This is a genomic window from Rhizobium sp. SVR5-2C (assembly GCF_056755115.1).
The window spans coordinates 1-11,583 of sequence record NZ_JBNDHT010000176.1; the positions used below are offsets into that span (position 1 = coordinate 1).

Genomic DNA, 11,583 nt, shown 5'->3' on the forward strand with positions numbered 1-11,583 from the left:
CGGTTTCTCGGGATTGGAACGACGCCAGGCGCGGTCCCCCTGACGGATCCCGATTTCATGCGTGACGAGGACGGAGATGTCCACGCAGTTACGACATGGACCAAGGATCAGCTCAAGGAAACGGCCGAGCATCGTGCTTGAGTTGCGTCCAGCCCGGCCTAAGAATGCTCGATCTGTGTTCGTCGGAGTAGCCCTCGTAAGATTCCGCCGAGTCTTGAGCACACCGTCAGATACTTCAGTCCTCCGCGACTAATAAGCTCCCGCTGCTTTCATAGCCCGCAGCTATCGAAACTATGGTTAGACGGCATTTTCAATAAATCTTCTTCCGAGGCAGTGTCTCGTCGTTACTGGCAACCCCCTGCCATAGCGACGATCTCTCTAACGGAGAAATACCATGAAAGATCATTTGCATATTAGCGCCATTCCTGCCTCCGTACTCTTTCTCGCCGGCCTTTGCATCCTCCCAAGCGTCGTGTCGGCCGAAGTTATCAATCGCGGGTCGGAGGGATCTCCCCTCTCCGAAATTCGCCCTGCTCCCAAGTCGATCTATCCCGATCAATACGCGATCACAGCACAGCCATCGCCATCGGAAGTCGACTCCGCGTTTCTCGGCCCCGTTCTGCTGATGAAGTCGGCCGTGGTCGATCTTGAAACGGGTACAGCAACGCTGCCCCTTCGCAAGGGCAAGCTCGCATCCGGTGAAACAGTCTGGTCAATTCTTACCGACGTCACAGATGAAAATCTTGCGAAGTTGCACGGAGTTCCGTTTTCCCCAAAGCTTGCCTACGGCATGACCGGCAAAGCGACGCGGAGGGGGCATGTTGAAAAGGACGGATCGATCGTCTTTCAAGCTGGCAAGGTCAATTTCTCTCCGGAACACGTCGTGATGCCCGGAGATGCGCCAGATTTCTTCCCACCGAAATCTGCAAAGCCTGGCTCTGTGGGCGATGCCGACTATTCACCTCTCGTTGCCCTTGATAACGCACCGGGCGTCGTCTTCAACATGCCGATGGTCGCCTTCGACGTCTCGGCCGACGAGCTCGACAAAATGTGTGATGGCAATGTCAATTACGGCAAGGTGGAAGACAAGGTCGTCAAAATTTGCCCACGCGACGGAACGGTGACTCTCAAGCTGACGCTTGGCTATACGTTCGGCAAGCCGATCTTCTATCTTTCAACCGAAGCTAACGATGAGGGCCTGGCAGCCTTGGAGGGGGCAACTTATACGCCCGCGCTGAAGGATCTTCCATTTGCCTTGGAGGATGCGTCTCAAGGCGAGGCTGCCGAGCGTCTTTATGCGTTCGTCAACGGGCCGACCGGAATTGACAATCCCTTCCGCCAGGGCCTCGACAGCGCCCTCTCCGACAAGGGAAGTCATGGTCCTCTGAACGTTCTCGGCGGAATCCCGACTATCAATCTCGACTACAGTCCGATGTGGCGGGTCTTCCCCGTAAAGTGGACGGCCGATGCCATCGAAAAGGGTTATCGCACCAAGATGACGGATGCGATTGCAATCGAAGATGCCGGTGAAAGAGGGATCATTGAAAGCATCGCCGGAGGCAAACCGAAGCCAGTTGGCTTTGTTGTCAACTGCCCGGTCGTCTATCGGGTGAACTGAGGTCATCGACATGCCGCCAAGGCAATCGCCTTGGCGGCTTAAGCCCAAAGGAAGCCCAACAATGCTAAAACTCCTTCTCCCCATCGCGCTTGCCGTAACTCTGTCGAGCACGTTGCCTCATGCTACCGAGGCAAAACAGCTGGTCGAGGTGATGGCCGGCAGCGCGCGCGATCGGCACGTTTTGTTTTCGTTCGAAAACGCAGATAATCCAGGAAAATCCGCGCTTCGGATCAGCACCCGCCGGGTTGGAAACCCGGGTGCAAAACTGTCTATATCTATTGATAAAAGTACCAGCCCGTTGCTTTCCCGCCTTCTGACCACTCAAGAATGCAAATTCGCTGACGATGGCGCACAGTGCACTATCATCATCGCGGGTCACACGAAGACGTATCAACGTTTTCTTGCGGCGTTCACGCGTGGACGTTTGGCGCATGTTGTGATTACAAACGCCGCAGTCATGCAGATGCAGACGGATGTGCCTCTTACCGGTTTTGCCAAGAAGCTAAAAAGCTAGCGACTTAGCCACCGTGAGGAATGGGCCCGATGCCGTGCGGATATTGGATTTTCGGCTGTTTCGGTTCGAAAGGCACCACATCAGATCGGCTCGGGGCCATTCGCTTCCTGGCGCGGCGGCGCTGAACGTTGTTTGACCGTTTCAAGCAAGCTAACGTCAAAGTGCACCGGTAATTGCCCTGGCACCATTTCGATCTTGTCAGCCAGGGCGGTTCTCACTTGCGACGTGTCGTTTCATCTGCCGGAAGTCTGCACGCTTTCAGTCAGCTGGCGAGCGGACGGAGCGCCTGGATGAGGCCATCCGCCGCGAGCAGAAACCCGTCGTACACGACGCGGCCATCGGGCGCGATCACGACGAACCAGGGAACTCCGCCGGAGCGATATGTTTTTATGATTGCGGGCACGGCCTCTATGGAGGCCGAGTCAGCGACAGCGTGCCCGAAGGGAACACGTAGTCCATATCGCAGTTGATTTTCCCGCAGACGATCGAGGGTGTTGACTTCCGAACCCTCGAACACAGTCTGGATGGCAGCCAAGCCAACTCCCTTGTCGCAAAGTTCCTCAGCAAGTGTCACGAATGTGGGGAAGCCATGTCTATGACAGACCGCACACCAATGCTGAAAGAAGTACAATATCCTGAAACCCTGCCCCAGCTCGATCAAGGTCAAAGGGCTACGCTCGTCGCCATTTTCATCGATCCACCGAACACACTCTAGCGGTGGCGCAGGCAGGCCCATAATCCCCGTCTCCATGAATCCTCCATTCGTGGTTCGCGACGTTGTGCCGGGTGCCGTCGGATTGCTAGCCAGCGGCACCGCTTCTTGCCTAGGAGCATGGAGACCTGATCCGAAGCTGTCCAATTCGCCGCAAGGATAGGTTCAATTACCGTCGGGATGTACGCCGGTGCCGCGCATTTGTGTTTCCATATGTGTGATCTCAGCTCCTCCCTAGCTCGGCCGTAGATTTGCTTCGGCCCCGCGGTCTCCTGCGACGCACCATACGCTGCTGCGCCCCCCACAGGATTAACGACCGCGCATAACGCTCGATGAGCGCAAGAAATGGTTAGGAAATCACCTCTCGCCATAGTCGATAGTCGATCGTTATTACCCCTCGTTGCGGGCGTAATGCCATCGCGGCCCGCATTTCTTGCCTACCTTTACGAATTGCAGAGACGACCGTTGGGGCAATATTCCCCGCTGCTATAGAAACGATACGAACCGGCTATTGGAAAATTTCGTCCCCGGCTGCGATCAATGGGTACCACTGTCGCAGACCTCATCGAGCAAGGCCGAGGGTGACCTGGGACGGATATCAGTCACTGGGGGAAAAAGGCATGCGTACTACCCTATTGATGGCCGGAGCGGTTTTCGGCGCGGTTGCTGTAACAGCCGCATTCGCACAATCCGCGTCCAATGACGGCGGTGCCTCGACGATCAAGCGCCAGCTCCCCGAATACATCGAATCCGGCGATCTGATCCTGCCGAAGAATTTCAATGAGTGGGTGTTCGTCGGTTCACCGCTCACGCCCAACGCGCTCAACGACGGGAAGGCTAATTCTCCTGAGTTTCACAACGTCTACATCGAACCAGGCGCATACGCGATCTACAAGAAGACAGGTGAGTTTCCGGAGGGAACGATGTTCTTCAAGGAACTGCAACTGACGCTCCCGGCGGAAAACCCGGACGGATCGCGCACTGAGCCTTCTGGGCGAGGCTTCTTCCCCGGAAAGCTGAACGGCGCCGACGTGACGGTCAAGGATAGCAAGCGCTATGCTGAAACCGGAGGCTGGGGTTACTACAACTTCAACCACCATGAGCCGAAGGCAGCGACAGCCAAACTGCAGCCCAAATCCGAGTGCGCCTTCTGCCACATGGCGAGCGCCAAGAAAGACGACGTCTGGACCCAATTCTATCCGCTGCTGGACGACTGAAATGGTCAACGAACACTACCGGTTCGCTGAAATGAGGAGCAACGGCATGAGAATCGTCAATACATTGCGCGTCGCCTTGACTGGATTGGCCGTGATCGGCGCGGTCTCCGCTTACGCGCAAATGGACAAGCGCTCACAGTACGAGGGTTCGGCCGCGACCGTTGTCGACGATAAAGGAAATCTGCGCGTGCCTTTCGACTATCGAACCGCCTATCGGTAACGGACTGTCAGTCCTGTCACCTGCCCGCGCAACAATCAGACTGGATCTATAGCTGCGGCTATCCAATCCTGAACCGATATTTGTGGGCTTTCTCGGTCGCGCAAGGATTATGGAGGCTTAAAGGTTGATCAGGCCGGCGGACGAAGGGTCTGGAGCGTGAGAACGCTCGGCCGAAGAAGTCGCCAGGGGATCTCGCGCTTCCTCGACCCGCTGCCGCTCCAGTCGCCCTCCATGCGCCAGGCGCGATCAGCTTCGGATGAAGGCAAGCAGATCGGCGTTGGGATTGATCGCAGCGCGCGACGAAATTTTCTAATAGTGAGTGCATATAGTTTCCATAGCGGCGGGGAATAACCCCGCGACGGTCTTCAGTGCCATTCATGAAAAAGGCAAGTCGCGCAGGCCGCGACGGTATCACGCCGCGCAGCGAGCGACCTTGCCGGTTGGAAAGCCCGTTTGACACTTCATGCCAGGGGCTATGGGCAATGGATGAATTTACGCAGTCGTAAAGCCACCGTCGATGGCATGCACCGTGCCGGTCGCATAGCGGGAGTCATCCGAGAGCAAGAAAGCCACGAGACCAGCTACATCGTCAGACGTTCCATGGCGGCCGAGGGGAACAGTCTTCGCGAACGTCTTGTCGTCGCCCGTGAAGGCCTGCTCGGCAAGCTTAAAAGTCATAGTGCCAGCAGTAGGCCCAGGGGCGGCAGCGTTGAGCCGGATACCACGTCCGCCGACCTCGAGAGCAGCGGTCTCATCATGCCGATGATGGCGTGCTTGTAGCCGACATAGGCAACGATGCCCGCACCGCTACGACGCTGAGTGAACTGGACATATTTACGACCGAACCGCCGTTCCGGATGATCGGAAGAACATATTTCATCCCAAGGAAGACGCCTCGGACGTTGATCGCCATCAACCGGTCAAAGTCCTCTTCGGGAAACTCGATGATCGGACGGACACCGGTCTTGATGCCAGCATTGTTGACGAAGCCGTCAATCTCGCCCCACAGCACACGCGCACGAGCAGCGTAGGCCTGGACCTGCACGGAGTCGTGCCGGCTGCGACAGCATCAAGCCGCGCGGTGAGCGGCGATAACGATCGTCTATCGACTCCATGGCGAGAGGTGATTTCCTTGGCCGGAGTTGCAAGCTTATTCTCCAAAGCATCGACGTACCGAAACTTTCAGGGTCGCCACCGAGACGCGATGCCAGATTAAGAAGTCAGGAGGCTCGATATGCAAAGCAATGACGTAAACGCGGTCGCAGTGAATGGTAAGGAGGCCGCGTATTTCGGTGTGCCGTGGGAAGATGCCTACGGATACGCACAGGCAATCAAGGTTGGTGACACGATTCATGTCTCCGGCCAGCTCAGCCACGACCAGAAGGGGAACCTGATCGCGCCTGCTTCTCTCGATGAATCCGGCAAGCCGGCCGAGTTCTCGATGCTGGAACAGCAGATGCGCGCGACCTACGCCAATGCAGGCAGGCTTTTGGCGCGCTTCGGGGCAACGCTGGACAACGTCGTTGAGGAGACGCTCTATGTCCTCGATGTCGACGCCGCATTCGCCGCCGCGGGGAAAGTGCGCAAGGAGGCCTACGGCACGGAACGACCGCAGTGCGCCAGCAACTTGATCGGGGTGACGAGATTGGCCTTTCCTGAACAGCTCATCGAAATCACCTTCAAGGCTGTGCTGTTGGGAGCGGAAGCGAAACCGCGGTGATAAACCCCCGATGTCTGGAGCTAACGAAATCATGACGAAATGGTCGCGATCGACCGCCGCAACATGAACATGTGGGAGGATGACGCGGCGGGCAGCGCGATCGTGGCGACCTGACGGCGGAAGCTGATCTTTTCGGGGCTGTTGACGGAAGCGTGCGTGACTTTTCCGGTGCTCGCCGCTGACGCGGCGGGGTATGAGGTACACATCGTCGGCGACGCTTGCGGCGGGCTCGACCCGGTCAGTCACGATCTGGCACTGCGACGAATGAAAGCGGCGGGGGCGAAGCCGACGTCCTGGATCCAGGTCCTTCTGGAACTCCGGCGCAACTGGACCCGGCATAAGACCCATGACGAGCGCGAGCGATCATAGAGGCTCACGGCGGCGGATCGGCCTGGCCTATGCACGGGATATGATCAAGCCCGCGTAACAAACGCGCCGATTATCCATCTGAGTTGTTCCCGCGCCACGTGCCCGGGCTGGTCCCCGAAACCGCAAATCAGCGCGGTATCGGCAATGCGAGCGATCTTCCGGGTGAGCGCGACAAGAAAAGTGCCACTGCTCTTCGCGAGGCTCGCCGTGTGTTTTACTCGGCGTCACGCGTCCGGCAAAGAACTCACGTTGATTTTCGAGAGCATCATCATTCGCTGCGGATCAAAGAGCTCTTTGACAGAAGTCAGAATTGAACAATCGCCGGGCGTCACAGCCCGATGCCTAAGACGGATGTCGGCAGTCCTTGCTCTACCGAAACAAGCTGGCGCAACATACTGCAAGCCCGAGAAGCGTGAACCGGGGAGCAATTTATGAGCCCCGCATCCGCTGCACGATCTCAGTCAGTTGGGCACGATCGGACACGAGAACAAAGTCGATCGCCAGGCCGTGCCTCGGTCGGCCCGGCGATGGTCACCAGTGTTCCTCCGGCTCGAACAAGGCCCGCGGACCGCTTCTGGATGTCGCCGCTGACGACGTCGAACACCAGATCGGCGCCACCGACGTCTTCGACGTGCGTCGTTGTCTGGCCGGTCACAGTGGAAGTGTTGCGCATTGTCCCACGGCCATCATAACCAGCGGCTATCGATTTCATGGCGGGACGTCATTTCCCACTCGCCGCGCAGAATCCCATGCTGATGGGCGTGAGCGGCAACCTTTCGCCGCCACGCGACACTCGAACAAGGGTTCACAATCAAGGAGGCTACAAATGCCAGTCCAGAAGCCGATTCTAACGCCGCCCCACGGCGGAGAGATGGTGACCTCGAGCGGCGGCTCGATCATCGAGATGAAAGTGGAGAGCAGCGAGTCCGGAGGCGAATATGGCGCTGTCCTGTGGACGGTGCGAGCTGGGGAGGAGCCTCCGATGCACACCCACTCCCGCGAGGACGAGCTAGTCTACGTGGTTGAGGGGCAGCTAATCGCGCGGGTCGGCGATGCCCGCGTCGAGGTGGGGCCGGGCGCCTACGCGGCGCTTCCCCGTGGTGTGCCGCATACGATCGAGGTGGTCGGCGACCAGGCGACCCTGCTGGTCACCTTTGTGCCGGGTGGGCTGGAGCGCTTCTTGGTGCCCCGGAAAGGCGAGCAGCCCGATCCGGCCGCTTTCGGCCTGACGCTCCCCTAGGGCCGAGGACCGCGGCGCGCGGCGTTCCTGACCGCGCGCCCGCACGGGTCTGGCCGCCGGACGCTCACGACCGCGCCAGATGATTGATTCCACGCGCCGGCCGGTTACGCCTAACAGCCTCAGCTTCGAACCAACGAGCGCGTCGCTGCGGTAATGTTGAGGTGCGCCAATAGCTGAAAGACGCTTGGCACGTTGCGGTGGGAGTGAGGCGCCTCCATCGGCGAGGACTCACCCGACCAGAACTATCGGCGACCGCGAAGAGGTGTTCGCGTGCCTACTACCATCCTAACGCGCGGCTATCGACTCCAACGTTGTTTCCTATTCACTGCGCGGAATCCGATGCTTGAACGGTACCGTGCTCGTCCGGCCCACGACAACGATCTTCCGCCGCGAAGGCAGCGCGCCTGGCCTGGGCACATCGACATCGAGATCGACCACGTCGCTGCATTGTAGAAGCGAGATACCGCCATGTTTTCAGTGATTTTCGAGATCCTCCCCAATAAAGAGAACTCGGATGACTACTTCGACAACGCCAGATGCTTCGCCCCGAGCGAGAGAAGGTCGAGGTCTTCGTAGACAACATCTGCTACAAGAGCCTGACCCGCGATGGCTGGATCCTTTCGCTTTCGAATTGGCGGGACGAGAAGTCGCTCGTCCGCTGGCGGGCGCATGTCGTGGATTGTCCTGCCGTCATGGCCACTGGTGGCTGTTAGGCACTCGAGGAACCGGAAGGTCATGGTCGAGATTTCCGCGAACGCTGCGGTCAAGGCAGAGATCACTCGTGGTACGGCGACGTCCTGCCAGGAATCGAGTTCCGCGTTCGCCGCGTCTGAGCCCCATTCGCCAAGATGAGTCCATCGATTTCCTGCATGTGACTGGCGTCGATTTGATACTCAGCGGTTGGGCCGACTTTCAAAAGCAGATAGGGGCCAGCGAGCCCCGAGTTTTCTGCCATTCCTTTTCATCGTCGATGATAGTCTTTGCCAAGGAGCAGCCTGCAAGCTTCATTATCGGTTGCGGCGATGGCGAGCGATCCCGGGCATCCCTCTATACTCTGGTCGAACGGACCAATTGGAGTGCCGCCTGCGTCGAAGCCTTCAACACGATAGATTAGCAGACGCGAGAATTTCCCGGACAGGGTTTCACCCGCAGCAAGCGGCCGATATCATTCGGGCCAGCCAGGTGGTAGCCGTTCTGCTTGCTCTGGTTGATCACGGTCCAGGTTTCGCGATCGGCCTTCACCTTTTCGTAGAGATCCGAATTGACCTCCTTCGAGACGGTCACTTCTGGCCTGACACCGTCTCGTAGCGGATGAACCCCGGCCCGGCTCGTTGTTCAAAGCTGTCGTTGCTCTCGCCTTGGTTTGTGCGCTCGGCCTCGCCGTCTGAGTTAAAGCAGTTGTAAAATAATAGCCGGAACTCAATGTCATGGCCCGACCTCCAAGGTCCCGACAGCTTTTTATGATCACTTTACCGGTGCGATAAGATTTAGGCATTCACACCATAACCTTCCGGCATTTCACGCGGCCACATAAGATGCCTATAGCTCACTTAATCATTATGAGCCTAAGGAGAGCTTTTATGTCTGACCTGACAATCTCTGAGATTCTCGACGATCCAATGATTCACGTGATGCTCAATGCCGACGGGATATCTCGGAATGCTTTCGCCCAGTTTCTGGAAAGCGCTGCTCGTGTTCTTGCACGACGCAAAGAAACTCGGCGCGACCGCGTGCCGAACAGACGCGGTCGCCCGGCTCACATCTGAGTTGCGATGCTAGACCCCGTTTGCGTCGTCAAATCTGGAGTTACCCCTGTCTGCCCCGGTCGGCCGGGAGTAGCATGTGCTTTGGACGTCATATGATGGCATGTCCTATTCCCGGCATCTAAGCCGACGCCACGCCGAAATACGAGCCCCCTCCCCTGCAATGGCAAATGGATCTCCCGTTGCCGAAGTGCCGTCGGAAGGATCATCCCCAGGCAGACCAACTGTCTGTCATTTTCGCGCGCTCATCTCACTCTCTCGCCTATTGACACCATTCTAATAACGGTCGGCTATCGACTCGATGGCAAAAGGTGATTTTCCTTTAGACCCTCATAGACCCCAATGTTCGAGCCATAGTCGCCTGTCCTCGTGTATGGGCCCAGGTCTTCGTTCCGTCGAACGATCGGAGGTCAGGAGGTACGGAATGCAGATCACAGTTACACTCGACGTCTCCTTCGCCGGCGCGGTCGAGAGTCTTCCGCTGGAGGAAGTCGTCGTGCTGGCGGACAGCGCTGACGTCTCGCTTGGAGTACAGCGCGCATTGAGCGCGAGGGTGCAGAGCATCGGCGATGATGGCAACGGCTCATCGCGTCCGCGTGGAGATTCCAGACAACGGCCCGCGGGAAAATGACACCCTAAGGACCCCACAGCCCCAACGGGTCGCGTTTCTAAAAGGAGAAAATGATGAAGAAGAGTTTTGCGATGATGGTTGCCGGCGCCGCCCTGGCTCTTGCCGGTGCGACGATGGCGGGTGCGGCCGATCTGGTTCGGACCTATCCGGCACCCGAGCCGGACGTGCGCGACGGCGTCAAGATCGGCTATCTCACCTGCGATATCGGCGGCGGCACCGGTTATGTTCTGGGTTCGGCCAAGGAAGTCGATTGCGCCTTTCATTCGGCGATGGGCAGCGAGCCGATCGATCACTATACCGGCCAGCTTCGCAAGCTCGGCGTCGATCTCGGTTTCACGACGCGCAGCCGGCTGATCTGGGCCGTCTTCGCGCCGACGGCCGGCTATCACCGCGGCTCGCTGAGCGGCCTCTATAACGGTGCCACCGCCGAAGCGACGCTTGGCGCCGGCGTCGGCGCCAACATCCTCATCGGCGGTACGACGGGATCGATCCATCTCCAGGCCCTCAGCGTCACCGGCCAGCTCGGCCTCAATATCGCTGCCGGCGGCGCCTCCATGACGCTCGCGTCAAACTGATACGCCATTGGCCGAGACCCTCCCGCCGCTGCGGGAGGGTGCCTCCAGAAAAGTATCTCCACCACAGATCCAATCCGAAGCCTCCTGATGAAATCTCTTGCTTAAATGTCACCAAGATACAGGAACGCGGCATTAGCGCCTTGCGACCTCGGCGGTTGCAGGGCGGTACTTTGCCGTGCTGCCCGCCGACAGGCTTGAAACGACGTTGACCCTTCGCCGAAATGAGCTGCGGTTCCAACGATCGATTGGGAGATAAGGCCCTCGGGTCGGAATAGGTTTCAACCGTGAGACGCACGGACATGTGAGGCTCGACGGCCGCAAACCGATCGAGCTTCTCAAGGCGGGTGATATTCCCCTCGTCATCGAGGCGGCCCGGCGCTATGGCGAGCAGGGTGCGTGACCGCTCCGCTTCCGCCGGCAGATCTCCACACACGCGTACCCGAGTTGCTTATCATTCCGCCCGGCACCGATCTGCATCGGTTCTATACGGCCGCCTACGCGCCAATCTATTTCGATCGGTCGGACCTCGGCCGGTTCAACGCCCCTGACGGGTCGAAGGCACCGGCCGCGCACCCGGTCAACGCAGACGGCATGGCCTATCATAGTCGTCACGACGACACGCAGATTTGTTTCGCCTTGTCCGAGCGTGCGGCATCCGGGGTGCTGGGCGGGGGAGCGCCGGACGGATCTCGATGAAAACTGGTTCTGGCAGGTTGCCGAACGTTACCGCGTCGGGCCGGCTCCGTAGTCAGATCGCATCTTCCGCCGGTAGGCAGGGCAAGCCGCTGCGCGGCCGCGTGCTATGCCTGAGGCACCGAGCCGCTCCGCCGGCTCGGTGCCATCCGGGTGAGGCCGCTCTTGCGGGAACCATCCGCGGAAAGAATGGGGATGACGCCGGGGGAATGGCGCCGAATGGCGCACGCTGGCGGCTAGACGCGCGCCTGAGATTGCGATGCCTCAATTTGATCCTTTCGCGCATCATATTGAGAAAATACAGTCTCGAT

At 58.7% G+C, this 11,583-nt stretch carries 15 protein-coding genes and 3 pseudogenes; 13 read left to right on the forward strand and 5 right to left on the reverse strand.

Annotated features, from left to right (window positions below):
• The 3 genes and pseudogenes from ACPYOI_RS31840 to ACPYOI_RS31850 form a co-directional block, all read left to right on the forward strand.
• A pseudogene (locus ACPYOI_RS31840) lies at positions 1-141 on the forward strand (PRC-barrel domain containing protein); the annotation flags it as partial.
• Positions 142-394: 253 nt separating this feature from the next.
• A complete protein-coding gene (locus ACPYOI_RS31845; protein ID WP_481419302.1) occupies positions 395-1,618 on the forward strand; it encodes a DUF7482 domain-containing protein in 1,224 nt (407 codons plus the stop codon).
• Positions 1,619-1,679: 61 nt separating this feature from the next.
• Positions 1,680-2,132: a hypothetical protein gene (locus ACPYOI_RS31850; RefSeq protein WP_481419301.1), complete on the forward strand. Its 453-nt coding sequence runs from the start codon at positions 1,680-1,682 to the stop codon at positions 2,130-2,132.
• 262 nt (positions 2,133-2,394) lie between these two features.
• Here ACPYOI_RS31850 and ACPYOI_RS31855 read toward each other — a convergent pair whose 3' ends face one another.
• On the reverse strand, positions 2,395-2,667 hold the full coding sequence (locus tag ACPYOI_RS31855) for a hypothetical protein (RefSeq protein WP_481423864.1): 273 nt from the start codon (positions 2,665-2,667) through the stop codon (positions 2,395-2,397).
• A 797-nt stretch (positions 2,668-3,464) separates the two neighbouring features.
• On the opposite strand from ACPYOI_RS31855, the gene ACPYOI_RS31860 reads away from it, so the two are divergent.
• Both ACPYOI_RS31860 and ACPYOI_RS31865 read left to right on the forward strand, forming a co-directional pair.
• Positions 3,465-4,061 carry a cytochrome P460 family protein gene (locus ACPYOI_RS31860; RefSeq protein ID WP_481419299.1) on the forward strand — a complete coding sequence of 199 codons (597 nt, stop codon included), beginning with the start codon at positions 3,465-3,467 and terminating at the stop codon, positions 4,059-4,061.
• Between the two features lie 46 nt (positions 4,062-4,107).
• Positions 4,108-4,281, forward strand: coding sequence for a hypothetical protein (locus ACPYOI_RS31865; protein ID WP_481419298.1), 174 nt, complete (start codon positions 4,108-4,110; stop codon positions 4,279-4,281).
• Between the two features lie 492 nt (positions 4,282-4,773).
• On the opposite strand, the pseudogene ACPYOI_RS31870 reads toward ACPYOI_RS31865, so the two are convergent.
• Positions 4,774-5,019, reverse strand: a pseudogene (locus ACPYOI_RS31870) (SDR family oxidoreductase); the annotation flags it as partial.
• Between the two features lie 16 nt (positions 5,020-5,035).
• Positions 5,036-5,326, reverse strand: coding sequence for an SDR family oxidoreductase (locus ACPYOI_RS31875; RefSeq protein WP_481419297.1), 291 nt, complete (start codon positions 5,324-5,326; stop codon positions 5,036-5,038).
• 189 nt (positions 5,327-5,515) lie between these two features.
• On the opposite strand from ACPYOI_RS31875, the gene ACPYOI_RS31880 reads away from it, so the two are divergent.
• Positions 5,516-6,001, forward strand: a complete 486-nt coding sequence (locus ACPYOI_RS31880; RefSeq protein WP_481423865.1) for a Rid family hydrolase — start codon at positions 5,516-5,518, stop codon at positions 5,999-6,001.
• A gap of 156 nt (positions 6,002-6,157) precedes the next feature.
• The gene (locus ACPYOI_RS31885; RefSeq protein ID WP_481423866.1) at positions 6,158-6,370 is read left to right on the forward strand and encodes an isochorismatase family protein; all 213 of its coding nucleotides are present in this window, start codon (positions 6,158-6,160) and stop codon (positions 6,368-6,370) included.
• A 438-nt stretch (positions 6,371-6,808) separates the two neighbouring features.
• On the opposite strand, the pseudogene ACPYOI_RS31890 reads toward ACPYOI_RS31885, so the two are convergent.
• Positions 6,809-7,001: pseudogene (locus tag ACPYOI_RS31890) on the reverse strand (NADP-dependent oxidoreductase); the annotation flags it as partial.
• Between the two features lie 195 nt (positions 7,002-7,196).
• On the opposite strand from ACPYOI_RS31890, the gene ACPYOI_RS31895 reads away from it, so the two are divergent.
• Positions 7,197-7,610: a cupin domain-containing protein gene (locus tag ACPYOI_RS31895; protein ID WP_481419295.1), complete on the forward strand. Its 414-nt coding sequence runs from the start codon at positions 7,197-7,199 to the stop codon at positions 7,608-7,610.
• A 536-nt stretch (positions 7,611-8,146) separates the two neighbouring features.
• A complete protein-coding gene (locus ACPYOI_RS31900; RefSeq protein WP_481419294.1) occupies positions 8,147-8,323 on the forward strand; it encodes a hypothetical protein in 177 nt (58 codons plus the stop codon).
• A gap of 397 nt (positions 8,324-8,720) precedes the next feature.
• Here the strand turns inward: ACPYOI_RS31900 and ACPYOI_RS31905 are convergent, their stop codons facing one another.
• Positions 8,721-8,894, reverse strand: a complete 174-nt coding sequence (locus ACPYOI_RS31905) for a hypothetical protein (RefSeq protein WP_481419293.1) — start codon at positions 8,892-8,894, stop codon at positions 8,721-8,723.
• A 296-nt stretch (positions 8,895-9,190) separates the two neighbouring features.
• Here ACPYOI_RS31905 and ACPYOI_RS31910 point away from each other — a divergent pair, with 296 nt between their 5' ends.
• From ACPYOI_RS31910 to ACPYOI_RS31925, 4 genes are all read left to right on the forward strand, one after another.
• Entirely contained in the window at positions 9,191-9,376 is a 186-nt protein-coding gene (locus tag ACPYOI_RS31910) for a hypothetical protein (RefSeq protein ID WP_481419292.1), read from the forward strand.
• Between the two features lie 421 nt (positions 9,377-9,797).
• Positions 9,798-10,004: a hypothetical protein gene (locus ACPYOI_RS31915; RefSeq protein ID WP_481419291.1), complete on the forward strand. Its 207-nt coding sequence runs from the start codon at positions 9,798-9,800 to the stop codon at positions 10,002-10,004.
• Between the two features lie 53 nt (positions 10,005-10,057).
• Positions 10,058-10,579: a DUF992 domain-containing protein gene (locus tag ACPYOI_RS31920; RefSeq protein ID WP_481419290.1), complete on the forward strand. Its 522-nt coding sequence runs from the start codon at positions 10,058-10,060 to the stop codon at positions 10,577-10,579.
• A 396-nt stretch (positions 10,580-10,975) separates the two neighbouring features.
• Positions 10,976-11,275 (forward strand): hypothetical protein, encoded by a 300-nt coding sequence (locus ACPYOI_RS31925; RefSeq protein WP_481419289.1) that lies wholly within the window; start codon positions 10,976-10,978, stop codon positions 11,273-11,275.
• Positions 11,276-11,583: the final 308 nt, after the last annotated feature.